The organism is Neobacillus sp. NPDC093182, assembly GCF_044754045.1.
This window is the reverse complement of the sequence record NZ_JBIVOI010000009.1, coordinates 217901-244513: the sequence shown is the minus strand read 5'-3', so window position 1 is coordinate 244513 and position 26613 is coordinate 217901. Positions and strand designations below refer to the sequence as shown.

The window sequence follows — 26613 nt, the reverse complement described above, 5'->3', positions numbered from 1 at the left end:
TATGACGAGAATTCTTGTATTTGCAAACCAACAGGGGGATGGCCTGAGTTCAGAGGCCAAGGAAGCACTTGCCTTTGGCAGCCGCTTGGCTAGTTCAACGGGAGGTGAAGTTCGTTCTGTCACTCTTGGACCTTACGCTGAGGCTGGCGCTAGGGAAGCAATTGCCAGTGGGGCAAGTATCGCATATACCATTTCTAACCCTCTGTTAGCAGAATATGATGTTGAACTGTTTGTTAGTAGCATCCACACTGTTTTTCAACAGTCTGGAGCCGACATGCTTATCCTCTCCTTTGACAAGATTGGTAAGGATTTAGTAGGAAGACTAGCTGCGCGTATTGGTGCCTCCGCTATTACCGAAGTAGTCGATTACACTGCTAACAGTGAAAAATTAAGTTGGATTCGTCCCATTTATGGTGATAAGGCGTTCGGAGAATACTCCACTACTCGTCAGAAGGTAGTAGTTGGTATTCGTCAAAAGAGCCAGGATGTGAATGTGCCGGATGAAACTAGTAAAGGTGAGATTATTGAAGTGGATTATGCCCCTTCAGAAGAGATGATCGTTACAAAGCTGGTTGTAAAAATTCAAGCTGCATTATCGGATATTCGTCTGGAGGATGCTCGAATCATCATCTCAGGAGGCCGTGGCCTAGGTGGTCCAGAAGGCTTTACTGAACTGCAGGTTCTTGCAAATTTACTTGGAGGTACAGTCGGTGCTTCGCGAGCGGCATGTGATGCCGGTTGGGTTCCCTCAAACCTTCAGGTAGGTCAGACGGGTGCCGTCGTTGCTCCTGATCTTTATATTGCAGTCGGAATATCTGGTGCCAGTCAGCATCTTGCTGGAATTACAAACGCCAAGACAGTTGTTGCGATTAACACAGATCCGGAAGCTCCTATCTTTAAACGAGCCAATATTGGTGTCGTTGCTGACTACAAAAATGTTATTCAAGCACTAACTGAAAAACTAAAAAAGGTACTTGTTTAAGCATTTCAGCATGAAATAATAAAGACATCCTCAATCGAAATACGTTGGGGATTTTCTTTTTTAAAGGTGGGATAAAGGATATGGTAGTAAAGCTTGAAGATGTAAACTTACGCTGAGAAGGCAGATTGATTTTAGAAAATGTTAACTGGCAAATTGATAAGCGTGAGACCCATCGTGTAGAAGAAATAGTACCTGTCTTCAATAAAACCTTATTCCTAAAAGAGGGACAGGTGTTTGCCGCTGGAAATACAAGTGAAATGATTTCAAATGAAAAGCTTACCCAATTTTTCGAACTTCCTGTTCAAGTTCATTGGGAAAACAATCGGCCGTTTGTATCAAGAGTACAGGTGCAGGTTTAGAATAAACGAACAGAGCGTCAATCCTTTTCATTCGACAGCTTTTCAATACAAGTTATTGGAAAATTTCTAAAAAATAGATAGATTTATTCTAGAAAGACAGTGAAAAAGTTTCTATTATATAGATATATAAAAGTTAATGGGATGGTGAATGAGATGAAGGTACTTTCTTACTATGAGAATCAACGTGTAAAACTAGGTGTTAAAATAGAAGATGGAATTATTGATGTCCAAGCTGTTTCTGAGAGAACAGGAATTGCTGCCCCAAAAACGGTTTTAGAGGTTATTGAGGGCGGGAATGAAGCATTACAAGCATTAACGGAAATAATTGCAAGTTCCGATAAGAAATTGAATGAAGAAACTATTCAATACGCACCAGCAATTCCAAATGCGGGAAAGGTGATATGTGTTGGAGCTAATTACCGTAAACATGCTATAGAGTCCGGTCTTGCTATCCCTGAAGAACCTATTTATTTTGCTAAATATGCCAATAGTCTTTCTGGGCATCGTGAGGAAATACCGGTACCAAAAATGGCTAAACAAGTGGATTACGAAGTCGAATTAGTAGCGGTAATTGGAAAACCGGCGAGAAATGTTTCTGTTGAAAATGCTTTAGATTATGTGTTTGGATATGCGGTTGGCAATGATCTTTCCGTACGTGAGCTTCAATTCCGCAGTCATCAATGGCTCTATGGAAAAGCGATCGACGGATTTGCTCCCCTTGGACCTTATATCGTAACAGCAGATGAGGTACCTAATCCAAAAAACTTGAACTTAAAGTGCTGGGTGAATGGTGAACTGCGCCAAAATTCAAACACGGAAGATATGATTTTCACTACAGCTCAGCTTATTAGTGATTTGTCGCAAATTATGACACTTCAGCCAGGTGACGTTATTTATACGGGTACACCAGAGGGCGTTATTATGGGAATGGAGGAAAAAAACTGGTTAAAACCAGGTGATGAGATAGTTTGTGAGATTGATGGCCTTGGAAGCCTAATGAATAAATTGAAAAAAGAAGACTAACCTAGAAATGGTGTGTACTCTGTACCAATGACTTGTGAATCCCACAGGTCATTTTCTTTTCCTATAGCTGGTCTATATACATAGTGATACAATGTAGTCGTTATCGGTAATAGTCGATACTGGACGTGTAAGGTAAAGGGGGAAGAGTGTATGGAAACGGAACAATTAAAAATTTTTGATGAAAACAGGAATCCGATAGGCGTTGTTTCTCGTGAGGATGTACATAGACTGGGTTATTGGCACGAAACTTTCCATTGTTGGTTTATTAGGAAAGAACAGGAAAAGAATTATCTCTATTTACAACTCCGCAGTAAAACAAAAAAGGACTACCCAAATCTTTTGGATATTACGGCAGCGGGACATCTACTAGCTGACGAATCCGTTGAGGATGGTGTAAGGGAGATTAAGGAAGAGGTAGGGATTGATATCCACATCAGGGATTTAATCCCATTAGGAATCATTGACTATTGTGTTATAGAAAAAGATTTTATTGATAAAGAATTAGCACATACTTTTTTGTATAAAAGTGAAAAATCCTTTGATGACTTTATTCTTCAAGATGAAGTGGCTTGTATTGTAAAAGTTGAGTTGAATGAATTTGCTGAGCTTTGGTTTGGCAAAAGGGAAATAATTAAGATAACAGGATTTACAGTAACAGAAGACGGAAATAAAATTTATTTTGAAGAGCATGTAGGAAAGGAAAAATTCGTACCTCATCAAAATAAATTTTACAGAACCGTTCTCGAAAAAATAAAAGAACATATATAACAATTTTCTATAATGTATCAAGGGGCGTTAATATAAAAAGATTAACGCTTTTTATGTACTCTACGCTAAGAACTATGATAGCTGCAGCGGTTCTACTATTTGGTCACCATTGATACCAAGGTACGTAGCCTGTTTCTCGATAATATTTACGTTATAGGTTGTAACTCCTGCGGCAGCCAGCTCTCTTAGAAAGTCTAAAAAGGGAAGTGCAATGCTGGCGATTGCTTGTAATGCCTGGTTTCTATTAAAATCATTTGAAATGACAAATTGAACTTGAGGATCTGTTTTTACCTCTGAGTGCTCGCCCTTGTAAGTGGCTTGGCCCGTAGCAACATTAATATCGTATTGAATAACCCCAATTTGAGATAAATCCTCCAAAAATTCACCGAAGTTTGTTTTTCCTGTACTTCTTCTTTCAATAATCTTATGTAACTCTTTTTCCGTTAGATTATCATACATGTTGGTTCCTCCATCTAAAGTTTCTTCATCATTTTAACCGAAAAGCGAACTGTTATGCCTACTGGAGTGCCATGGGGACGGTTCTTCTGGTTTTATTAACTCCTCCCAAAAAAAGCCAACAGAACCGTCCCGCATGTCACATTTGTAATTAATTATTCATTCTTTCCCACATACCGATTAATAATTCAGCCTTATGCGACAGGTTTAATTTTGCATTTTCAGAAATGTCACCTGCGTTTCGGCTATGATTAATTTCAGATTTGTATTTCTCAATAAATTTCAAAGCCTGGTCTACAGATCCTTTTTCCAAGTGGTGTGCTGCTTGTCTAAGTGAATTTTCTAATTTGGCAGCTAACGGTCCAGTCAATTCACCATTAGCTTGATAATCAGACATTTCCCCTTCTAATACTGATAACACGCCAGGTGTAGAAAAGCTTGGAACCGGGACATTCGCCCAATCAGTATCCGAGCCAAAGTAGAAGCTTGTATAGGATGGCTGATTATAGGTTGTACTTTGTCTTGCTACTTCAGCACGATATTGAGCGTCGTGCATCAAGGTATACAATTTGTGGTTTGTCACCTCAGTACTAGTATAAATACGAATGGCTGAACTATCTGCAGTTCTTACTAAAAGTTCTTCTCTCCAGTCTCCAAAAATATCTGCTACTAAACTTGGGTTACCCTTTGTACCATTATTGGTTCTAGTATCTGTAGCGGTAAGGACTCTGCCTTTTTTCCAATCGTCTATGGCAGTCGTACCATTGCCCGAACCATCCACAATTTGAGTGGTCATATCTGCGGCCCATTTAATATTCATGTTTGTACCTGGAGCGGAGGAAGAAATTTTTTCCCCTGCTGCTGTCCATAATCCGACCCCTGTATTAGCCCACGTTTCTAAACCAGGCTTGGATAGATCTATATCACCAACCATACCGCGGCCAGTATCCCTACCCGTATAGCCTCCATAAATTATCTCACCTGTTTTTGCATCCCGTAATGAATAACCATATGGTGCCCATGCTCCACCTTCGTGCACCATAAAGATTTCCATTCCAGGCCTGTTCGGATCAATATCTGTTACATGCAAGGCATCACCATGCCCAAGTCTAGCTGTGGTGCCAGGTGCTGCACTTTCTCCAGGCATTGTATCCATTGAACTGTATAATAGTGAGCCGTCATCATCAATCGTCGCACTGCCGTAAACAATTTCTTGTTTGCCGTCGCCATCAACATCTGCAGCACTTAGGGAGTGTGCACCTTGGGTGGTGAGAGTGCCATATTCCGGATCAGTTCCGTCTCTGCCATGAGGACCATCATTAAATGGATTGGTCATGGGTGTCCAGCCGCTGTCAATGGCCCAGTTTTCCTTAAGATTTTCCCCATCCCAGCTATATGTAACGAGATTGGATCTTGTATAATAGCCGCGTGCAAACACGGCGTATGGTTTATCACCATCAAGGTAGGCGACATTTGCAAGGAAACGGTCGACACGGTTGCCAGGCTCAATTCTAGCCATTGCATAGTCACCCCACATAAGACCATCGTCATGCCGCCCTGGCTTGTAATCAATCGTATCCATTTCTTCGCCTGTTTCACCATTAAAAACAGTCAAATATTCTGGCCCTTCTAAAATAAAGCCCTCAAATTCTCTTAATTTGTTGTTTCCACTTCTTTTAGGTGCGTAAACATCCATAAAGTAATTGGTTAAGCTTACGGCATCTTCTTTAGATAGGGGATAGGAATATTGTTTATCGATACCAAATGCTTCCTCAAGGGTACTTGGCCAGTTTCCTTTGACTACTTCTTGATGCTTATCCCAACCCATAAACATTTTCACAACATGATTATAATAATCTTCTCGGCTCATCCGGTAATCATCTTCATTACTATATCCAGCGTCGATGTCCTTTTGAGGCATAGTAATAAATTTTTCGGAGGTGATATTTCCAGCTTTATCAAATTTAATCACCTTAGTACCAGGCGCGGTTTTGAACATAATTTCGGATTTTCCGTCACCATCAAAATCATAAACTAAGAATTGGGTATAGTGAGCTCCTGAACGGATATTAACACCTAGGTCAATTCGATATAATAGAGTTCCATCAAATTTGTAGCAGTCAATATACGTGTTACCAGTGTAGCCTTTTTGTGAAACGTCCTTAGAATTGGAAGGATCCCACTTAACAAAATACTCATATTGCCCGTCTCCATCAACATCCCCAACACTCATATCATTGGCAGAATAGGTATAATTCTCACCAGCTGGAGTTACTCCATCTGCAGGCTTTTGCAGCTGTAAATCAACATATGATTGCTTCCAAGGTGATATGGAAGCACTTTGATCCAGCTCTTTTCCATTTAAGACGGAGCGCACATAATAACGGGAATCAGATTTCCCGTCTAGATCGACAAAGTTGGTACTATCCTCTACGCTTCCAATCAATTTGCCATCACGGTAAACATTGAAGTTGACGCCAGTTAATCCCGTTTCAGAGTAACCTGACACTTCATTCGCTAATAATCTCCAGCTTAGGAATACACCCTGAGATGTGGGAGCAGCAACTAAACCGCGGTCAAGAAACTCTAATTGGATTCCTGGGAGATTACTAGTGACATTGTTTTTCTGACTTTCGCCAGCAGATACACCCGAAACACCTGTTAAGAGTAAGGGCAGAGCGAGTGCAGTAGAAAGGACCTTCTTAGTAAATTTTTTCTTCAAATTTGATATCCTCCTTCAAATTTTGCTTGGTCATTTTTATTAGAATGAACACGCTTACAAAGAATTCTATTTTAAATATTCTGAACAATAAATTTAATAATCAGTTCTCTTTAATAAAAAAACAGTGCTATCTAGGTACAAAATTCGCTGATTAAGCCTATTTTCACAGGCTAAATGACCTATTACGCTGCTATCTGGATGGTGCAGCTAAAATATCAAAGAAATACAGACTGTATAGAAATCACTGTTTTTTAATAAATAAAAACTGAATTTTAAATTAAATACGAAAAATAGTTGAAATATAATGAAACAGTATATACTAGGAATCTTTTAAAAAATGCTGCTCAACCATTCATTACACTAGAGGAGGAAATCATAGGTGCATAGAAAAGAAATCGAACAGAAAATTGAGCTCCTAATTGATAACTTAATTAACCTAAATGATCCTGACGGGAAATATGCAATACCCCTTGCCGATGGAAGAAAAATTGATAATAAGAGTTTTAACTATTGGGAATGGACAGCAGGTGTCGGCCTTTATGGAATGATGAAATATTATAAATTAACCAAAAAAGAAGAGGTATTAAACATTATTGTAAAGTGGTTTGAAGATCAGTTTAAAGAACCTCCTGTCGAAAAAAATGTTAACACGATGGTACAAATGTTAACGCTTGCATATTTGTATGAAGAAACAGGAAATCCAAGCTACCTTCCATATTTAGAAACCTGGGGTGATTGGCTGTACCACGATATGCCAAGAACAAAGGATGGCGGAATCCAACACGTTGTTTTTGGCAATGAAAATTACCAGCAATTATGGGACGACACCCTAATGATGAGTGTTTTGCCTTTAACGAAAATTGGTTTATTGCTAAATAAGCCGGAATATGTGGAAGAGGCAAAAAAGCAATTCTTAATACATATTAAATATTTATTTGATAAGAAAACTGGTTTGTGGTTTCATGGGTGGACGTTTGAAGGAAATCACAACTTTGCTGAAGCCTTGTGGGGGCGTGGGAACTCATGGGTCACGATTGCCATTCCTGAATTTTTAGATTTAGTAGAACTCCCAGAGAATGACCCGGTACGACAGGTGTTAATTGATACTCTCGAAAGACAATTAGAAGCATTAGAAACCTGCCAAAATGAAAACGGTTTATGGCATACCCTGTTGCTCGATCCAACTTCGTATGTTGAGGCATCCTGTACTGCAGGTTTTGCATTTGGAACACTAAGAGCCGTCCGTAAACGCTATGTGGAAAAGAAATACATGGATATGGGATTAAAGGCGATAAAGGCTGTTATTGAAAACATTGATGAAACCGGTGAATTGCAGCATGTCTCAGCTGGAACAGCAATGGGGGAAACACAAGAATTCTACAAACAAATTCCTGTCACCGCTATGCCGTACGGACAATCAATGGCGATACTCTCATTAGTCGAGTACCTATATCACAGAATATAAAACTAAAATCTTATCGAAATTTTAATAAGGTAATGGGAGGGTAAGACATGAATAAAATAGTCGTTTGTGGATTAAGTAATCGAGCTTTAGGAATGTTTATTCATTCTATTCTTAATCAATTTGGTTCAAAAAACCAAATTGTAGGAGTCCTAGACAGCGACCCAAGAAGAATAGAAATTTGCAAGGATAGTTTCGAAGAATTAAAGTCTATTCCCTCTTATCGTCCAGACCAGTTCCAACAAATGATTGACGAGACAAATCCTGACACCGTGATTGTAACGAGCCGTGATGATACTCATATCGATTATATTTTACTTGGCTTAGAGAATGATTTGACTGTTATAACAGAAAAACCAATGGTGACAAAAGCAGCAGACGCTAGAAGAGTAGTAGAAGCAGAAAAGACTAGCAGGGGAAAGGTAATCGTCGCCTTCAATTATCGTTATAATCCGTTTCACCGAAAAATAAAAGAACTGATTCTAGAAGGGAAAATCGGCAGAGTCACTTCTGTTGATTTAAATTGGTATATTGATACCTATCATGGAGCCAGTTACTTTAAACGATGGAACCGAAATCGAAATTTTTCAGGCGGATTATCGATTCATAAGTCGACACACCATTTTGACCTAGTCAATTGGTGGCTGGATCAAAATCCTGAAGAAGTGTTTGCCTATGGAGCCTTAAATTACTTTGGTAAAAACGGAGAATTTAATCCAAGCCCAACTGACAATCGTTATTGCAGTACATGCGATGAGAAACTTTCGTGTGCATACTATATGCGTTGGTCAAACCGGCGAAATAATTTGGCCGTTAAAGACGACCATATCAAAGCGGACAGCATAGAAAAATCGGCTCAAAATTATACCCATTATCGTCCTGATTCTTGTATCTTTGATCATGAAATTGAAATCGAAGATACGTATGTAGCCACTGTTAAATATGACAAGGGTGCATTCTTAAGCTATTCGGTGAATTTTTCGCTTCCATATGAAGGCTACCGTTTAGCCATTAACGGAACGAAAGGAAGAATTGAAACCACTGAATTTCACGAACTAAGCCGGATTCCATTTTCTGTTCCAGAACAAACCATTGAGTTCTTTCCATTGTTTGGCGGGGCAAAAGAGACGATTCAAGTTCTTCAAACGGGAGGGGGACACGGTGGTGGAGACCCTGTATTGTTAGAGGACCTTTTCATGGGAGTCGATCAGACCCGCCCTTACTCCATTTTAGCGGGTGCCGAGGCAGGCGCATACTCCATCGCAGTTGGTGAGGGTGTATGGCGTTCTGTGAAAGAAAATAAGCCAATGAAGGTTAAGGAATTATTGAAAAGCAACGTAGATTTTTCAAAGGCTGTTTTATAGTGCTTCTGGTTACCGTGGAAGCAGGAAAATCAAGATAAAGGGAATCAAAGAGGCGTTTTGGTTACCGTGGAAGCAGGAAAATCGAGATAGAGGGAATCAAAGAGACGTTTTGGTTACCGTTGATGCAGGAAAATCGAGATAGAGGGAATCAAACGAGCTTTTGGTTCCTCATAAAGGAGGATAAACATGCCACAATTAGTACTTGAGGAAACCAAGATTTCACAGGCAATTGACCGGGTTGTTGAGCGAACCTTTAACATGGATTTCAGCTGGGATTGGCCAGGAGGGGTTGCCTTTTTTGGTGTAGCTGAAGCCTATGAAGCAACCTGTGAAGAAAAATATCTACAAGCCATAAAGCTTTGGGTCGATTCAGAATTAGAAGATGGGCTGCCAAGATTAACAGTAAATGCATCTTCGATCGGTCACGTACTATTAACTCTATACAAAGCGACGAATGAAGAAAAATATATAGATACAGCTGTAAAAATGGCTGATTATCTGCTCCATGACGCCGAGCGCTTTGCCGATGGTGTTCTGCAGCATACAGTAAACGGAGACAAATACCAATTCCCTGAGCAGGCATGGGTCGATACCATGTTTATGGCAGGATACTTCCTATTGAGAATCGGTCACATGTTAGAAAGGGACGATTATTTTAACTTTGGATTAAAGCAGTACCACGGCCATGAAAATTTTCTTCAGGATGATATGACTAACCTTTATTATCATGGCTGGGATAATATTGCACAAAACCACATGTCAGGAATTTTTTGGGCAAGAGGAAACAGCTGGGCGGCGTACACCATGGCACGGGCACTTGAACTTATTGAGGTGCAGCACCCTTCGTTTATGATTATTCAAGGTTCCTTACGTGACCAATTAAGTGCTTTAGTTCGACTACAATCAGAGACCGGACTATGGCATACAATCCTAGATGACCCTGATTCTTATCTTGAAACCTCGGGTTCCGCTGGGATTGCCGCTGCACTGTTAACAACAGGGAAATTATATAACAAATATATACAAAGATCCGTCGAAGGAATCCTTACTCAAATAAGAGAAGACGGTTCGGTCATGGGAGTATCAGCAGGAACAGCAGTCATGTTTGACGCCGACGGTTATAAAGAAGTTCCTTATAAACGAGTTCAGGGCTGGGGACAAGGGCTTGTCTTAGCCTTCTTATCACAGCTTTTAAAAAGAGAAAATAAGAATTTGTAAAAACAATAACCTGTGGAATGCGGCAAACTTCCACAGGTTATTTTGAATAATAGATTTATTATTTACTAAGATAAAAGGAGGTTTAAAATGAATTCTTCCTATGTAGTCATTGATGGTCATTCTATTATTTCCGTACCAGAAAATGTACCAACTCAAGTCAAGCATGCAGTGGATATGATTACGAGAGATCATACCAAGGTATTCGGAAAACCGCCAATACTTGTAACATCTTTTTCTGAAAAAGCCGATTTGGTTATTAGATATGCTGCAACAGACAAAGACTGTCCAGCAAGACCTGAAGCATACAGTTATCGTTTTATAGAAAATAACGGAAAAATGTCATTCCATATTATCGGTTTTGATGATCTAGGAATTATTTACGGTCTGCTAGAGTACAGCCGTCAATATTTGGGGGTTGATCCTTTTTGGTATTGGGGTGATATTCCCGTTAAACCAAAGACTAAGATACATATTCCAACAAATGATTACCTTTCACTTGAAAAATCGGTAAAGTACCGAGGCTGGTTTGTTAATGATGAGGTTTGTCTCATTGGGTGGAAGGAAGAATACCCGCCAACGAAAGAAATATGGTTTCCTGTCTTCGAAGCTTTATTAAGATGTGGGGGGAATATGGTCATCCCTGGCACAGACCTTCCGAAGCACGGGATCCATGCAGATTTAGCATCTGAAATGGGATTATGGGTAACCCATCATCACGCTGAACCGTTAGGTGCCGAAATGTTTTTAAGAGCATTCCCTGGAAAAACACCAAGCTATAAGGAACATCCAGAGTTATTTGAGTCCTTATGGGAAGAAGCCATTCAGAAGCAAAAAAATCAAAAAATAGTGTGGGTCCTTTCGTTCCGCGGCCAGGGGGATGCTCCATTCTGGCATTATGATCACCAATTTGATACGCCGGAAAAAAGAGGTGCCATGATTTCCAAGGTCGTGCACAGACAATATGAAATGATAAGCAAATCAGTAGAAAATCCTGTCTGCTCCATGGCTTTATATGGAGAAATTTCCGAACTATACAAAGCAGGGCATATCAAGGTACCGGAAGAGGTTATAAAGATTTGGGCGGATAACGGTTATGGCAAGATGGTGTCCAGGAGACAGGGAAATGAAAACTACCGGATTCCTTCTCTTCCATCACCTGATGATGGAGGGGAACACGGAATTTATTATCATATTACTTTCCATGACCTCCAGGCTTCTAATCATTTGACCATGTTTCCATCTGCGCCGGAGTTTCTAAAAGAGGAGCTAGAAAAGGCGTTTGGTGCGGGTGCTTTATCCTACTTACTGCTTAATAGCGGCAATATCCGCATGCATCTTTACCCGCTCGATATTGTCAGTCAATTATGGAATAACGGTACGATTAATGTAGAAGAACACTTAATGACTTTTATTGAGCGTCTATATAAAACGAACACGAAGGAAATTGCCAAGCTCTATAGAAGCTATTTTGAAAAGACGATTCCCTATGGTCCTAATCTAGATGATAAAGCTGGAGACGAATTTTATCACCATCCTGCAAGGAAGATTTTGGGCCATTGGCTGCAGGGAAAAACGGATATCCCGATGGAAAAATTGTATTGGGCTACAGGTGAAGTTCCTTTTACTGATCAAGTAAACTGGTTTATGGAAAAATGTGAGATCGGTTTAACACGCTGGGAAGAGTTTTTAAAGCAATGCAGGGACCTCTCTTTACAGCTGCCAGAAGAAGACCGACAGCGTTTTGCAGATCAGCTGCTTCTACAGGCTGAATTACATGCCTCTGGTTGTAAAGGGTTTGTTTCCCTTTGCAGCGCCTATCTTTCTTATACCAAAAAAAATTATCCACTAGCTTTTGTCCATGCCTCTAAATCCATTGATTATTACAAGGAATCGAAGCAAGCTTTAAAACGGGCAGAACATGGGAAGTGGGAACATTTTTATCGGGGCGATTGGTTAACGAACATAAATAGTACCATTTATTCGTTAGAAGCACTGCGTAAGTTTCTAAGGATGCAGGGAGACTGTCCTGATTTCTTCCTATGGTACAAAGAATACCTCATGCCGGAAACGGAAAAATACATTTATTTGGAGAATACTCACCGAAATCCGTTGTCAGATGATGAATTAGCCAAAAGGCTGGCAGAAAAATTCTTCAAAAAGGAGGGAAACAGGTGAAAAATAATGAAATTAAACCTATCCATATTTTCTTAGCAGGAGATTCAACGGTAGCGAGCTGTCCGCGTAATGAGACACCGATGGCCGGCTGGGGACAAATGTTCCAATCTTTTTTTACAGAGGGAGTTAAAATTATTAATTTTGCCAAGGGTGGAGCAAGTACCAATACCTTTATTGAAATAGGCTATTTAGATACCATTCTTGAATTTATTCAGCCCAATGATTATCTGTTTATTCAATTTGGACATAACGATCAAAAATCATTCGGTACCGAGCCCTTTACAACCTATCAGTCCTATTTGACTGAATATATAAACGGGGCACGAGCGAAAGGGGCAATTCCCATCTTAGTGACTTCTGTACATCGGAGAAATTTTGATAATCAGGGCCAATTAATCAATACTCTTGGGGACTATCCAATATCAATGATACAGTTAGCCGAAAAATTAGATGTCCAGATTATTAATCTATGGGAAAAAACAGAAAAACTTTATCAAACCCTAGGAGTTGAGGGCTCAAAGCAATTGTTCACGCAGTTCGCCCCCAATGAACATCCTAATTACCCTGATGGTATTGAAGATAACACACACTTTTGTGAACACGGTGCAAAGGAAGTTGGAAAGCTAGTAATCGAAGGAATACAAGAGCTGCAGCTGCCGATTGTGCCTTTTATTAAACGGTAGATTGATAGTCTTACGAGGTGATTAACTATGGGAAAAAAATTATATCATGGAGCGGCCTTTTATCCAGAGCTTTGGGACGAAAAGGTGATGGAAGAAGATATTGAGTTAATGAAGCAAGCAGGCATTAATGTGGTTAGAATCGGAGAATTTGCTTGGCACACGATGGAGCCGGAAGAGGGTAAGTTTGATCTTAGTTTTTTTGTTAACACTATCGAAAAGCTTTATGAAAATGGCATAGAAACTGTCATGTGTACGCCGACGCCAACCCCTCCTATCTGGTTCACTGATGGACATCCAGAGCGTATGTATGTCGATCGTGATGGAAAGGTAATGGGGCATGGTTCCAGGCAGCATGCTTGTACGAATAATAACTATTTTAGAGAAAGAGCAGCGCTGATTACCGAAAATCTAGCCAGAGCAGTTGGAAGCTTGCCAGGAGTGATCGGCTGGCAGATTGATAATGAGTTCAAATGCCATGTCAGCGAATGTATGTGTAATTCCTGTAAAGAACAATGGCATCAGTGGTTGCGGAATCGTTATGAAACGGTAGAAAACTTAAATGATGCTTGGGGTACGAAAATATGGAGTGAATTTTATCATCGATTTGAACAGGTTCCACAGCCGGGACCTGCACCGTTTTTACACAACTCATCGTTAAGTACGATGTACCAAATCTTTTCAATGGAGAAAATAGCTGAGTTTTCCGATGAACAGGCAGAAATTATTAGAAAGTATTCAACTGCGCCGATTACGCATAACAGTTCTGTTTTCTTTAGTGTAGACAATGAAAGACTGTTCAAAAACCTAGACTTTGCTTCATTTGACACCTATGCAACCATTGATTACGTCGAAAATTATTTAATTAACAACGATTTGTGGAGAAACTTCAAAAAAGGCAGAAATTACTGGGTTATGGAGACGAGTCCATCTTATGCAGCATCTTTAGAAAGCTATGCAAGTCCACATCCAAATGGGTATTTGAAAGCAGAAGCAGCAGCTGCATACGCATTAGGTGCCGAAGCGTTTTGTTACTGGTTATGGCGACAGCAGCGTGCGGGCTGTGAACAGCCTCATGGCTCCGTTATAAGTGCATGGGGAAAACCTACAGTGGGATTCGCGAATGTGTTAGAAGTAGAAGAAATGAGAATAGAAATAGAAGAGATTATCACATCGACTAAACCTTCCCAAGCAGAATTGGCGATTACCTATTCAGATCGTGGAAAGGCATTTTTAAAAACGGAACCCCATCGAGAGTTAAATCATCGCACATTAATTACCGATTTTTATAAACAGATACTATCAATGGGAATTCATCGTGATGTCATACCAGAAGGAGCAAGTTTAGACGGGTATAAGCTATTGTTTACGCCGTTTATTCAATATCTCTCTTCTGATTATATCGCACGTGCAAAACAGTTTGTGGAAAATGGAGGCATCTGGATTGCCGGACCATTAACAGGCGGCCGGACCGAAAATCATACCGTGCATACGGACAGAGCGTTAGGTGAGTTGGAGGAACTGGCGGGTGTAGAAGTACTTTACACCTACCCGATGGATGCTACAGGAACCATTGGGCGTGCTTTTGATATTTCTGCTCCATTAGGAATGTGGAGCTCCGTCTTTGAAGCGGATTCCAATAGTGCAGTTGGAATTATTGAAGAGGGTCTTTCTAAAGGAAAAGCCTTTTTGACTGAGAATAAGCTAGGGGCAGGAAAAATTGTTATGCTAGGTTCATTGCCAGTGGGAGACGCGGGAGATTTATTGTTGCAAAAACTAGTCGACCACTATTCACAAGAAGCAAGTCTTACAATGAGAACGGATGTAACAAAAGGTACCATTGTTGCTCCTAGACAGGGTAATGGGTATACCGTCTGGTTCATTATCAACATGGATGGAAATGGCGGTTCAGTCACCATCCCGCAAACAGGTATAGATTTAAAGACCAATAGAGAAGTAGAGCCAGGTAAACTAGAACTTGGCAGATTTGAATATAAAATGATTAAATTTAAGGACGTGTTATGATGATCCGTAAAGCATCTATTATGAAATTGTTTCCTGGATATCAGGAAGAATATAAAAAACGTCATGACGAGCTTTGGCCGGAAATGGAAACAGAACTAAAGAATCACGGCGCCCATCATTATTCTATTTTCCTAGACGAAAAGACCAATAACCTTTTCGCCTATGTAGAAATCGAGAGTGAAGAAATGTGGAATAAGATGGCTGAAACGGAGATCTGCCAAAAATGGTGGGCTTATATGAAAGATATTATGGAATCAAATCCAGATAACAGCCCGGTAACCACTGAATTAAAGCAAGTGTTTTATCTAGATTAATAGGTGAATGAATGACCACCAAATTTTGGTGGTTTTTTTAAGAAAAGTACTTGTCTTTATTGCATAACTATTAGAGTTAAAAAATAAGATTGTTTTATGTTTCAAAGGAGGCGAGGGTTATGCAGAGTTTGCGTTGGGCATGGAGTTATATACGGAACCACAAAATAAGGCTATATAGTGGTTTGCTGTTGGCATTAGTAGTTTCCGCACTTAATATGGTAAATCCTTATCTGGCAGGAAAAATCGTCGATGATGTCATGTTTGGCGGGAATACCGGTTTGTTATGGCCATTGTTAGCGACCATGATTGGAATAACAGTGGTAAGGACTTCCGTCCGCTATGGATATCAGATTATGTTTGAAAAAATATCCCAAAGCGTCATTTTTAATATGAGGGAAAACCTCTATAATCGCCTTCTTCAATTGGATTTTTCTTTTTATAACCGCACCAAAACGGGTGATATTATGGCCCGTATGACAGGTGACATGGAAGCGATTCGGCATTTTACGGCTTGGACGATTTATATGATTTTTGAAAATGCAACGATCTTAATTTTCGCTATCATTTTTATGTTTACGATTCATCCGCCATTAACGTTAGCCATTCTAACCATCGCACCGATTATTGGATTTTTTGCCTTCCGATTATCCAGAGACGTTAAGCCGACGTTCACAGAAATCAGAAACCAGTTTGCCCGGCTTAACTCAGTGGTGCAGGAAAATATCAGCGGGAATCGGGTCGTAAAAGCATTTGCGAAGGAAAGCTATGAAATTGAAAAATTTTCAATCGAAAACGAGGCTTTCAAGGATCGAAATCTGCAATCGGCAAAAGTGTGGGAGAAAAATTTACCTGTTTTAGATTCGCTTGCAGGAGTCTTAACGGTAGTGATGATTTTGGTCGGGGGTACCATGGTGATTTCGGGGTCACTTACCATTGGGGAACTTGTCGTATTTAATTCCCTAATTTGGGCGCTGAATAACCCCATGCGGCTGGCCGGCTGGCTGATTAATGATGTTCAAAGATTTATTGCGTCTGCGGAAAAAGTGGAAGATCTGCTTGAAACCAAATCACAAATTATCAATGGAGATGAACAAAATACCCAAGCAAGTGTGGGAACGGTGGAGTTTAACAAAGTTTATTTTAGCTATGGAGATGGCATGGTGTTAGAAGACATTAGCTTTGGCGCAAGTCCTGGGCAGACAGTGGGAATCATTGGGCCAACAGGTTCAGGAAAATCGACATTGGTTAATTTACTCAGCCGATTTTACGATAGTACCAGCGGTGATATTACTGTAGGTGGAAGGAATGTCAAAGAGTGGGATATTCACAAACTAAGGTCCTCAATGGGAATGGTGATGCAGGATATTTTTCTTTTTTCCGATACGATTGAAGGGAACATTGCCTATGGACATCCAACTGCCACCTTGGAAGAGGTTTATGAAGCGGCCAGAAAAGCGGAGGCTCACGATTTTATTACTTCGATGCCTGAGGGCTATGACACGATTGTTGGTGAGAGGGGCGTAGGTCTGTCCGGAGGTCAGAAACAGCGGATTGCTCTTGCCAGGGCACTTCTTAAAAATCCAAACATACTTATTTTGGACGATACAACCTCAAGCGTGGACATGGAGACAGAAGAACGAATTCAAAAAACATTAAACTCCATCCAGCAAAACAAAACGTGTTTTATCATTGCACACCGCATTTCCTCTGTAAAGGATGCAGATTTAATTCTGGTCATGGATGATGGAAAAATCATTGAAAGAGGCACGCATGAAGAATTACTTTTGAAAAGGGGTTACTATTACAACGTCTTTCAGAATCAGTACGGGAACTTTGATATTCACCTAATAGCAAGGAAGTGATAAACGATGGCACGCAATAAATTTAATGTAGATGAAGAGCTGGAAACGCCATTTAGTATCGTTCATCTTAAAAGATTACTTACCTATTTAAATCCTTATAAAACAAAAATTTTTGTGACGGTTCTCATTATGCTGGCTGCGAGTGGGGCAAATTTAATTGGACCGTACCTCATCAAACAGGCCATTGACGAAGAAATTCCTAGTAAAGATATTCAGGGTCTGGTCATACTAGGGGTCATTTATTTAGGTGCCTTAATCATTACCGGAATCTGTATGAAATACAGAATCAGAATGATGTCAGAGATTGGGCACAGTGTAATCAAAAATATCCGTAAAGATTTATTTACCCACTTACAAAAGCTATCTTTTTCATTTTTCGACAGCCGTCCGCATGGGAAAATTTTAGTCAGGGTTGTGAATTATGTTAATTCATTGAGTGACCTGCTCTCTAACGGGTTAATTAATTTGATTACTGATTTATTCAGCTTATTTGTCATCATCGGATTTATGCTCGCGATTGATGTGAAGCTAACGATGTATGCGATGGCTGGTTTCCCGGTCCTTGCTGGGATTATTTTTATCATAAAAAATGCGCAGCGCAAGGCATGGCAAAATTTAAGCAATAAGCAGTCGAATATGAATGCGTATATTCATGAAAGTATCAATGGAATTAAAGTCACACAGGCATTCGTACGTGAGGAAGAAAATAAAAAAATCTTTTATGGGGTATCCAATGGGTACCGGGGTGCGTGGCTAAGAGCAGTCAAAATTCAGTTCCTGCTTTGGCCAGCCATTGAGAACATTTCTGTACTAACTGTTTCACTTGTTTACGTCATTGGGATCAGCATGATTGGAAGTGGTGGAATCACGGTCGGAGCATTAGTTGCTTTTATCGGATATATTTGGATGTTTTGGATGCCTCTGGCAAACATCGGGAATTTCTACAATGCGATTATCAATGCTTCCGCCTATCTGGAGCGTATTTTTGAAATGATGGATGAAAAGCCAACCATCTCAAGTAAACCTGGTGCAAATGAACTTCCGCTTATAAAAGGAAAAGTAGATTTCGAGAATGTGGTTTTTGGCTATGAAGAGAATGAAAGGAACCTAGATTCTATCAATTTTAAGGTCAACCCGGGTGAATCGATTGCCATTGTCGGGCCAACGGGATCTGGAAAAACCACGATTGTAAGCTTAATTAGTCGTTTTTACGATATTAATAGCGGACAAATAAAAATCGATGATGTTGATATCAAGACAGTAACCATCTCTTCCCTTCGAAAACAAATGGGAGTTATGCTCCAGGATCCGTTCATTTTTTCTGGAACGATCATGGATAATATCCGCTATGGCAGGCTGGATGCAACGGACGAAGAAGTGATCGAAGCAGCAAAAGCAGTGCAAGCACATCAATTTATTTGCCAGTTGAGGGATGGTTATAATACGGAGGTTAATGAGAGAGGCTCAGTGCTTTCTAACGGGCAAAGGCAGTTGATCTCATTTGCCCGGGCATTACTCGCCGATCCAAAAATACTTATTTTGGATGAGGCGACTTCTTCAATTGATACCGAGACAGAAATTGCCTTACAAAAGGGCCTAGAGGCGCTGCTTGCAGGAAGAACTTCTTTTATCATCGCCCACCGTCTTTCAACCATTCAAAATGCCACAAAGATCTTATTTATTGAGAAAGGTAAAATCATAGAAGAAGGAACACATGAAGAATTGATTCAACAGAGAGGTTATTATTGGAGGTTATACACCTCACACTATTCCTCCCTGGACGCTGGATAAACACAGAGAAGCCCTCAATATTAGAGGGCTTTTTTGCAATTAGATGAATCGTAACCTTGTATGACGTTAACAAATAGCACTATGAAAAAAACGAAGTAAATGTTAAAATCTAATTAATTTTACAGAAAATTTTTAGTAAAAAGAAAATACTTTTTACTGCTCACTAATGACTGCGCTTACACCTAGGATTACTATTAAAAATGGAGAAATAACCTAAATGAAGAAGATACTTGATAGATTAAAGATAGAGTACAATAATTTACAAATTAAATACAAACTTTTTCTACTAGTATCCTGGATTATGGTGATTTCGTTTTCTTTTACTTTTTTCGGATTACAGTACGCTTTTCATATTTACGATGAACAGATTTATAGTAAGTCTTCACAGGTTTTAAGTACATCCTCTAATAGTATTGAGAGTGAATTGAAAAATTTAGAGGAGCTTTCCTACAATATTTTGACCGATTCCCAAATCCAGCAATACCTATCATCGATCAGTGAAGATAGTACCGAATATGATAAATTCCGTATCCGTACGAACATGCTGGACAAGCTTTTAAGCTATGCAAACAAGGAAGAATATATCCAATCTATTAATTTAGTAGATGTAAATGGAGAAGAGTATGTAGTCGGACCTAGGACAGTAAAACTTACTCCATCGCAAAAAGCAGAGATTACCAGGATGGCCATCCATGCAAATGGCAGTAATGTTTGGTTGAATCCAGAGAAGAATGATTTGTTTTTTGCAACAGCACGAGAAATCAGACAGTTCCGCAACTTAAGCTTTGACAATCTTGGTACCATCGTCATCTATATCAATATGGACAAACTGGTTGCGAATATTTTAGAAGGTTCTAGAAAAATGGATGGTGAATTCTTAATTGTGAGAGATCATAATATTATCTTTCCTAAAGAAACGAATTCATTATTTAAAGAAGCAGCAGAATCTTTAGATTCTCAAAAATTAGCCTCAGGTTATCAAATAAAAAAAATCGATAATAAAAATTATTTCCTTGTTCACATTAAATCGAATTACTTTAATTGGGGTTACTTAAACGTGATTCCTTTTAATCAAATCTTTGAGAATATCAATATGGTAAAGACGTTTTTGGTCGTTATATTTATCCTGATGTTTGTTGTTGTAACGATATTTGGAATTCGATTTGCTAAGAACATAACGAGTCCTTTAGAGAATCTTGTAGCTGGCATGCAATATGTAAAAGTGGGAGATTTTAAGGAAGCAAGCAGGAAAGCACTTAAAACGCGGCTCATGCAGAATGATGAAGTTGGTAAACTACAGCAAAATTTCCAGACGATGATCCAGCAAATTGATGAACTCATTAATGAAAATTATTCTAAACAGCTTACAATTAAGGAGACAGAGTTTAAGGCGCTGCAGGCTCAGATTAATCCTCATTTTTTATACAACACGTTAGAATCAATCAATTGGCTGGCAAAAGGCAATGGGCAGACGCAAATTTCTAGAATGGTAGAAGCCCTTGGGTTTTTACTGCGTAATTCTATCAGCTTAAAACAACCATTGATTACGATTGAAGAAGAGCTTAATGTCGTGAGTAATTATGTGATAATTCAAAAATATAGATTTGAGGAAAGATTAGATTTCCACATGGAGGTAGATTCTGATATTAGCGGGTTCTATATTCCGAAGCTAACGTTGCAGCCCCTAGTGGAAAATGCCATTCATTATGCACTAGAGCCCAAGATTGATCCTTGTAAAATTAGTGTTTATTCAATAGTAGAAAAAGATAGTATTAAACTGATTGTTGAAGATGATGGACCCGGAATGGAGTCAGCCTTTATAGAAAAGTTAAAAAGAGGAGAAGTACAAACCAGAGGACAAGGGGTAGGTTTGTTGAATATTAATGACAGAATTCAATTGGCCTATGGGGAGAAATATGGAGTAAAGATTGAAAGCGAACCTAATAAAGGAACGAAAGTGATCATTGTTTTACCTTTCGATAAGGGGGAGAACCATGTATAAGGTATTGCTAGTTGATGATGAACGAATCATTACAGAAGGGATGTCAAAGGTAATCAATTGGGAATCAATTGGGACAAATTTAATTGGGACCGCCAGAAATGGGATTGAGGCGTTTGGTATCATTGAACAGCAACAGCCAGACATCGTGATTAGTGATATTAAAATGCCTGGAATGAATGGACTCGAGCTTGTTGCAAAGGTGCATAGCGAATATCCTGAAATACGATTTATTTTGTTATCAGGTTTCAGTGAATTTGATTTCGCCAAACAGGCGATGCAATACGGGGTCAAGCATTATCTATTAAAACCCTGTAATGAGAATTCAATCATGGAGGCTGTAACCGAAATTTGTGAAGATTTGAAACAAAAGCAAATACGAGAACAATTTATTCAAAATATGAAAGGAACACTAGACAGTGTTCTGCCCTATGCAAAAGAACAGCTGATGAAAGAATTTATTACCAATCATTATGAAAACAAAGATTTAGAGTATTATCAAAAGCTTTTTAATATAGATTTACATACGCCCGACGTGAGGCTGGTTTTATTTCAACTAGAAGGGAATTTTGAATTTGAGCATATGTTTGCCATCAAAAATATAGCTGAACATATCTTTGATTCCTATATTCTTAGTTGTATGGCAGGGGAAACGATCTTATTTCTCATCGAGGATTATTGCAGTTACCCAATACTTCTCACTCAAATCGAAAAAATTAAAAAAACATTCTATCAATATTACCAACTAGATTCTACGGTCGCCATTAGTGATACAGGGAAAATCAGTACAGCGAATAAGTTATATAGTGAAACACTCGACTGTCTAGCTTATCGTTTTTATTTAGGAGAAGGCGGTGTCATTACAAAAAAAGACATTGCCTATCAAAACCCAAAAGAGGAATTAGCGTTCTATTATGATGACCAGACCTTCTGCCGATTGGTGAAATCCGGTTCCTGGAGTGATGTTAATTCAGAAATAGAGACATTTTTTAATCAGTTAATAGAGTTAAGGCTTGATATCAATATCACCAAGTCCTATGTCATTCAATTATTTAATGCGATGATCCGTTTATGTGAACCTAAAGAGATGAATATGTATTTAACCAAATTAAATCTACTCTTAGCAATCGACACCATTCAAAATTTGAAAACCTTTTTTGAAAGCGTTGCCCAAGAAATCACCCTTTTCTTTTTTAATCAAAATAATAATAAACATTCAACGATTATTAAGAAGGTCATCGAGACAATTGATAAGTACATTGGGAATGAAAATCTATCATTGCATTGGGTTGCAAACGAGATGTTATATATGAATGCCGATTATCTTGGCAAACTTTTCAAGAAAGAAACAGGGGAAAAGTTTTCAAATTATATTACGAGATTAAGAATTGAATTAGCCATAAGCATGATAGAGAAGGAAAATGATGTAAAGGTATTCGAGATTGCTGAAAAAATTGGGTATGGCGAAAACCCTCAATATTTCAGCCAGGTATTCAAAAAACATACAGGTTTTACTCCATCAGAATACAAAAGAGAATCGTTACAAGGTTTGTGATAAATGTTAAAGGGGGAAAAAAATGAAAAAACTCTTGTTTTCTACTTTATCCCTGGTAATGGTATTTTTCGCTGGTGGGTGTGGAGATTTAGATATAGCAGATTCTGCTGAGAGTAAAGGAAAAGAGAAAATAACCATAAAAATTGCCTGGTGGGGAGAAAAACCCCGTCATGACTATACCTTGGAAGTAATCGAATTGTTTGAGGAGAAATATCCAACTATTAATGTAGAGCCATTATATTCTAATTGGGATGATTATTGGAAACGCTTAGCTCCAATGGCAGCGGGTAATCAACTTCCTGACATTATCCAAATGGATATGCTTTATCTTAAAACATACAGTGAAAATTACTTGCTTGAAGATTTAACACCATATGTTGATCAAGAAATAATTAAGACAGAATCAATCAGCGAGACAATCCTTTCAGGCGGGAAAATTGATAAACAGTTGTATGGCTTTCCTTTAGGATTAAATGCACCAGCCATCATCGTTGACCCCGATTTACTTTCTTCAGGGGCGGGTAATGAGCCAAATCCGAATTGGACATGGAGCGATTTTGAGAAAATAGCTTTACAAGTTCACAAAGACAAAGGTATTTATGGTACAAACGGTATGAAGTCACCGGATGTGTTCTTCTCGTATTACCTACGTACCAAAAGCATGAATTTATATAATAAAACAGGAACTGGATTAGGGTATGATGATGATCAATTGTTTATTGATTATTTCAACATGCAAGTAAGACTTCTCGAAAAAGGTGCATTTCCAAGAGTGGATGTTACAGAACAGATAAAAGGGATCGAAGATGAGTTATTAGTAAACGAGCAGTCCGCGATGCAATGGGTATATTCAAACCAATATATCGGCTTTTTGCAAGCAGCAAACCGAAAGCTTGAGCTTTTTCCTCCTCCAGGACCAGGGCAGGAATTGGGACTAAGTGTAAAGCCTAGTATGCTTTTTTCGATGTCAAAAAGTTCAAAGCATAAAGAGGCAGCTGCTCAATTTATTAATTTCTTTATTAATGATATTCAAGCAAATAAAGTCATCAAAGGTGAAAGAGGAGTTCCTATTTCAACGAAGGTAGTAGAGAAGATAGAAAAAGATTTATCTCCTACTCAGAAAAAGGTATTTGATTACGTAAATAAAGTAAAAAATACAAATAAAAGAGTTGATAAAGCTGATCCTCTTGGCAGTAATGAGGTTGTGAAATTATTACAAGATGTCTCTGAACAAATATTGTTTAAAAAAATTACACCAACTGAGGGAGCACAACTTTTTAGAACGCAAGCAAACAAAATTCTCTCAAACAATAACTAATCCATATACCAAAAGAAAGCTCTCTTGGAACAAGCACGCAGCTGCTTGTTTCAAGGGAGTTTTTTTTAATGTCTGATTTTTAAACAAACAAAGCGGAAAATTAGATTCAGACTATTTTGATTTCATTGCATAATTAAGGATGTAAACACTTACATAAAAGTGTGAAAAAAAGAAGGGGGAAATAAAGAATGAAGAAATTTTTAGTGCTATTGTTTTCTTTTGTTTTAGTTTTTACATTAGCAGCATGTAACAGCAGCAGTTCAACGAGCAGTGAAGAAACTAAACCTAAAGAAGACAAAAAAGATGAACCCGTAACTCTTCGTATTGCTTGGTGGGGATCTCAGCCACGACATGATTACACACTTAAAATTATCGAAATGTATGAAGAAAAAAATCCAAATGTAAAAATCGAAGCAGAATATGCAGCGTGGGATGACTATTGGAAAAAGCTAGCTCCACAAGCAGCAGCCAATGAGCTTCCTGATATTATCCAAATGGATTTATCTTACTTTTCACAGTATGCGCAAAATAACCAAATTGCTGATTTAACTCCATATTTAGATAAGCAAATTAACACAAAAGATATTGCTGAAAATATCATCAATGGCGGTAAACTTGGCGACAAGCTATATGGTATTAATGCAGGTGTAAACGTTGTTGGTTTCCATCATGATCCAGCAGTACTTGCAAAAGCTGGTGTAGATTCTATCCCTGAAAATTGGACTTGGGACGATTACAAAGAAATTGCAGCGAAAGCAAAAGCTGCTGGCGTATTTATGGATACAGGAATGAAAGCCGATGTTTTCTTCAACTATTTCTTAAGAACTCAAGGAAAGTCACTTTATAGCAAAGATGGTGCATCCCTAGGGTATAAAGATGACAAGCTGTTCGAAGAATTCTTCAACATGACAGCTGGTTTGGTAAAGGATAAAGCAGTTCCTACACCTGACTTCTTAGCACAGTTAAAAGGGATTGAAGATGATCCTGTCGTTACTCAAAACGCAATTGGTATCTGGCAATGGTCTAACCAGTTTGTAGGGCTTCAACAAGTGGCTAATAGAGAACTTGCTATCGCTCCAATGCCAGGTCCTGACAGCGGCAAAGGTTTATATTTAAAACCGAGTATGTTCTGGTCTGTCGGAAATAATTCAGAACATAAAGAAGAAGCTGCAAAGTTTATCGATTTCATGATCAATGATATCGAAGCGAACAAATTAAATCTTGGCGATCGTGGTGTCCCTGGTTCTTCGGTTGTAAAAGAAGCATTAAAGCCACTGCTTTCACCAGCACAAGTCCAAGTATTTGATTACGTTGATTGGGCAGAAGGAAATAGCTCAGAATTCGATGGTCCAGACCCAGTTGGTGCTGGGCAAGTGATTGAAACACTTGATAGTTTAGGTGAACAAATGGCTTATGGAAATATATCAGTGAAAGATGCTGCAAAACAGTTTAGACAACAAGCTGAAAGTGTCTTAGCACAAAACAAAAAATAATTTCCACTTCGATAGCTGATCACGTAATAGATCAGCTATCGTCCTTTCATCTTAGGGAAAGAGTCCAAAGAATAAGGAGATGAATAAATGAATACACGTGTGATGAAGGAAAATATACAAGCAGATGTCACGCTCCGCCCTATCAGCAAGCGTTCCCGTATCATTAAGGAAAACCTTACAGGCTATGCATTTATCAGTCCGTTTATAATCGGATTTCTAGCTTTTACATTCATTCCTATACTGGCATCTTTATATCTATCATTTACAAATTATAATCTATTTGCAAGCCCAACATGGATAGGCTTAGATAACTACATACAAATGTTTACAGCCGATCCCCGCTATTGGCAATCATTAAAAGTTACACTTATCTATGTGTTAGCTGGAGTTCCTTTAAGACTCGCATTCGCCTTATTAATTGCTTTAATGTTAAATACCGCATCAAGGGCTGTCGGACTGTACCGCTCATTGTTCTATTTACCTTCTCTTATAGGGGGCAGCGTTGCGGTTGCGATTATGTGGCGTAATGTCTTTGGTGATGTAGGAATTGTTAATATTCTTCTTGATTTACTAGGACTTTCAGCTGTTAGATGGTTTGGTAACCCGACTGCAGCATTGTGGATGCTGATTTTCTTATCCGTATGGCAATTTGGTTCTTCGATGCTGATCTTCTTAGCTGGATTAAAAGGTATTCCAAAAAGTTATTACGAAGCCGCTAGTGTCGACGGTGCAAACGGGTTTCAAAAATTCTTCAAAATTACGCTGCCAATGTTAAGCCCTGTTATTCTATTCAATACAGTTATGCAAACCATTGCAGCTTTTATGACATTCGTACCAGCCTTTATTATTTCAAAGGGTACAGGCGGTCCGTTGGATGGAACTCTACTTTATTCATTATATCTATTCATTCAAGGTTTTGAGTTCTTCAATATGGGTTATGCTTCTGCAATGGCATGGATTATGCTTATTATTGTAGGAATTTTAACAGCGATTATTTTTACAACTTCAAAATACTGGGTTCACTATGAATCGGAAGGAGGCAGATAA

Annotated in this window: 20 protein-coding genes; 18 read left to right on the top strand and 2 right to left on the bottom strand. The window is 38.8% G+C overall.

The features are described 5' to 3' along the window. The first annotated feature begins 1 nt into the window (after window position 1). From ACIQAA_RS17845 to ACIQAA_RS17830, 4 genes are all read left to right on the top strand, one after another. Entirely contained in the window at window positions 2-982 is a 981-nt protein-coding gene (locus tag ACIQAA_RS17845; RefSeq protein ID WP_402621939.1) for an electron transfer flavoprotein subunit alpha/FixB family protein, read from the top strand. 125 nt (window positions 983-1107) lie between these two features. Further along, window positions 1108-1341, top strand: a complete 234-nt coding sequence (locus tag ACIQAA_RS17840; RefSeq protein ID WP_402621937.1) for an ATP-binding cassette domain-containing protein — start codon at window positions 1108-1110, stop codon at window positions 1339-1341. A gap of 153 nt (window positions 1342-1494) precedes the next feature. Next, the gene (locus tag ACIQAA_RS17835; RefSeq protein WP_402621935.1) at window positions 1495-2364 is read left to right on the top strand and encodes a fumarylacetoacetate hydrolase family protein; all 870 of its coding nucleotides are present in this window, start codon (window positions 1495-1497) and stop codon (window positions 2362-2364) included. A 150-nt stretch (window positions 2365-2514) separates the two neighbouring features. After that, window positions 2515-3132 carry an NUDIX hydrolase gene (locus tag ACIQAA_RS17830; RefSeq protein WP_402621933.1) on the top strand — a complete coding sequence of 206 codons (618 nt, stop codon included), beginning with the start codon at window positions 2515-2517 and terminating at the stop codon, window positions 3130-3132. A 72-nt stretch (window positions 3133-3204) separates the two neighbouring features. On the opposite strand, the gene ACIQAA_RS17825 is transcribed toward ACIQAA_RS17830, so the two are convergent. Beyond that, window positions 3205-3591, bottom strand: a complete 387-nt coding sequence (locus ACIQAA_RS17825; protein WP_402621932.1) for a DUF1398 family protein — start codon at window positions 3589-3591, stop codon at window positions 3205-3207. Between the two features lie 148 nt (window positions 3592-3739). Next, window positions 3740-6319, bottom strand: a complete 2580-nt coding sequence (locus ACIQAA_RS17820) for a rhamnogalacturonan lyase (RefSeq protein ID WP_402622002.1) — start codon at window positions 6317-6319, stop codon at window positions 3740-3742. Between the two features lie 370 nt (window positions 6320-6689). On the opposite strand from ACIQAA_RS17820, the gene bglB reads away from it, so the two are divergent. The 14 genes from bglB (at window position 6690) to ACIQAA_RS17750 (ending at window position 26613) form a co-directional block, all read left to right on the top strand. Further along, window positions 6690-7775, top strand: coding sequence for a beta-galactosidase BglB (bglB, locus tag ACIQAA_RS17815; RefSeq protein WP_402621931.1), 1086 nt, complete (start codon window positions 6690-6692; stop codon window positions 7773-7775). Window positions 7776-7822: 47 nt separating this feature from the next. Further along, on the top strand, window positions 7823-9136 hold the full coding sequence (locus ACIQAA_RS17810; RefSeq protein ID WP_402621930.1) for a Gfo/Idh/MocA family protein: 1314 nt from the start codon (window positions 7823-7825) through the stop codon (window positions 9134-9136). A 186-nt stretch (window positions 9137-9322) separates the two neighbouring features. Further along, a complete protein-coding gene (locus tag ACIQAA_RS17805; protein WP_402621928.1) occupies window positions 9323-10354 on the top strand; it encodes a glycoside hydrolase family 88/105 protein in 1032 nt (343 codons plus the stop codon). An 87-nt stretch (window positions 10355-10441) separates the two neighbouring features. Continuing rightward, window positions 10442-12529: a glycosyl hydrolase 115 family protein gene (locus tag ACIQAA_RS17800; RefSeq protein WP_402621926.1), complete on the top strand. Its 2088-nt coding sequence runs from the start codon at window positions 10442-10444 to the stop codon at window positions 12527-12529. Next, a complete protein-coding gene (locus ACIQAA_RS17795; protein WP_402621924.1) occupies window positions 12526-13212 on the top strand; it encodes a rhamnogalacturonan acetylesterase in 687 nt (228 codons plus the stop codon). Before ACIQAA_RS17800 ends, ACIQAA_RS17795 begins: the two co-directional genes overlap by 4 nt. A gap of 27 nt (window positions 13213-13239) precedes the next feature. Further along, window positions 13240-15234 (top strand): beta-galactosidase, encoded by a 1995-nt coding sequence (locus ACIQAA_RS17790; protein WP_402621922.1) that lies wholly within the window; start codon window positions 13240-13242, stop codon window positions 15232-15234. After that, window positions 15234-15548 carry an L-rhamnose mutarotase gene (gene rhaM, locus ACIQAA_RS17785; protein WP_402621920.1) on the top strand — a complete coding sequence of 105 codons (315 nt, stop codon included), beginning with the start codon at window positions 15234-15236 and terminating at the stop codon, window positions 15546-15548. The genes ACIQAA_RS17790 and rhaM overlap by 1 nt, the downstream gene beginning before the upstream one ends. A 119-nt stretch (window positions 15549-15667) precedes the next feature. Beyond that, window positions 15668-17410, top strand: coding sequence for an ABC transporter ATP-binding protein (locus tag ACIQAA_RS17780; RefSeq protein ID WP_402621918.1), 1743 nt, complete (start codon window positions 15668-15670; stop codon window positions 17408-17410). Window positions 17411-17416: 6 nt separating this feature from the next. After that, window positions 17417-19201, top strand: coding sequence for an ABC transporter ATP-binding protein (locus tag ACIQAA_RS17775; RefSeq protein WP_402621916.1), 1785 nt, complete (start codon window positions 17417-17419; stop codon window positions 19199-19201). Window positions 19202-19418: 217 nt separating this feature from the next. Then, a complete protein-coding gene (locus tag ACIQAA_RS17770) occupies window positions 19419-21203 on the top strand; it encodes a cache domain-containing sensor histidine kinase (RefSeq protein WP_402621914.1) in 1785 nt (594 codons plus the stop codon). Continuing rightward, window positions 21196-22755: a response regulator gene (locus ACIQAA_RS17765; RefSeq protein ID WP_402621912.1), complete on the top strand. Its 1560-nt coding sequence runs from the start codon at window positions 21196-21198 to the stop codon at window positions 22753-22755. The genes ACIQAA_RS17770 and ACIQAA_RS17765 overlap by 8 nt, the downstream gene beginning before the upstream one ends. Window positions 22756-22777: 22 nt before the next feature. Continuing rightward, on the top strand, window positions 22778-24073 hold the full coding sequence (locus tag ACIQAA_RS17760; RefSeq protein ID WP_402621910.1) for an ABC transporter substrate-binding protein: 1296 nt from the start codon (window positions 22778-22780) through the stop codon (window positions 24071-24073). A gap of 188 nt (window positions 24074-24261) precedes the next feature. Then, on the top strand, window positions 24262-25566 hold the full coding sequence (locus ACIQAA_RS17755) for an ABC transporter substrate-binding protein (RefSeq protein WP_402621908.1): 1305 nt from the start codon (window positions 24262-24264) through the stop codon (window positions 25564-25566). Window positions 25567-25668: 102 nt separating this feature from the next. Beyond that, window positions 25669-26613, top strand: a complete 945-nt coding sequence (locus ACIQAA_RS17750; RefSeq protein ID WP_402622001.1) for a carbohydrate ABC transporter permease — start codon at window positions 25669-25671, stop codon at window positions 26611-26613.

Excerpts from the sequence above, each read along its gene's own strand:
- ACIQAA_RS17845 (WP_402621939.1), top strand. The coding sequence starts at position 2 with ATGACGAGAATTCTTGTATTTGCAAACCAACAGGGGGATGGCCTGAGT.
- ACIQAA_RS17835 (WP_402621935.1), top strand. The coding sequence starts at position 1,495 with ATGAAGGTACTTTCTTACTATGAGAATCAACGTGTAAAACTAGGTGTT.
- ACIQAA_RS17830 (WP_402621933.1), top strand. The coding sequence starts at position 2,515 with ATGGAAACGGAACAATTAAAAATTTTTGATGAAAACAGGAATCCGATA.
- ACIQAA_RS17825 (WP_402621932.1), bottom strand. The coding sequence starts at position 3,591 with ATGTATGATAATCTAACGGAAAAAGAGTTACATAAGATTATTGAAAGA.
- ACIQAA_RS17810 (WP_402621930.1), top strand. The coding sequence starts at position 7,823 with ATGAATAAAATAGTCGTTTGTGGATTAAGTAATCGAGCTTTAGGAATG.
- ACIQAA_RS17805 (WP_402621928.1), top strand. The coding sequence starts at position 9,323 with ATGCCACAATTAGTACTTGAGGAAACCAAGATTTCACAGGCAATTGAC.
- ACIQAA_RS17800 (WP_402621926.1), top strand. The coding sequence starts at position 10,442 with ATGAATTCTTCCTATGTAGTCATTGATGGTCATTCTATTATTTCCGTA.
- ACIQAA_RS17790 (WP_402621922.1), top strand. The coding sequence starts at position 13,240 with ATGGGAAAAAAATTATATCATGGAGCGGCCTTTTATCCAGAGCTTTGG.
- rhaM (WP_402621920.1), top strand. The coding sequence starts at position 15,234 with ATGATCCGTAAAGCATCTATTATGAAATTGTTTCCTGGATATCAGGAA.
- ACIQAA_RS17780 (WP_402621918.1), top strand. The coding sequence starts at position 15,668 with ATGCAGAGTTTGCGTTGGGCATGGAGTTATATACGGAACCACAAAATA.
- ACIQAA_RS17775 (WP_402621916.1), top strand. The coding sequence starts at position 17,417 with ATGGCACGCAATAAATTTAATGTAGATGAAGAGCTGGAAACGCCATTT.
- ACIQAA_RS17770 (WP_402621914.1), top strand. The coding sequence starts at position 19,419 with ATGAAGAAGATACTTGATAGATTAAAGATAGAGTACAATAATTTACAA.
- ACIQAA_RS17765 (WP_402621912.1), top strand. The coding sequence starts at position 21,196 with ATGTATAAGGTATTGCTAGTTGATGATGAACGAATCATTACAGAAGGG.
- ACIQAA_RS17760 (WP_402621910.1), top strand. The coding sequence starts at position 22,778 with ATGAAAAAACTCTTGTTTTCTACTTTATCCCTGGTAATGGTATTTTTC.
- ACIQAA_RS17755 (WP_402621908.1), top strand. The coding sequence starts at position 24,262 with ATGAAGAAATTTTTAGTGCTATTGTTTTCTTTTGTTTTAGTTTTTACA.
- ACIQAA_RS17750 (WP_402622001.1), top strand. The coding sequence starts at position 25,669 with ATGAAGGAAAATATACAAGCAGATGTCACGCTCCGCCCTATCAGCAAG.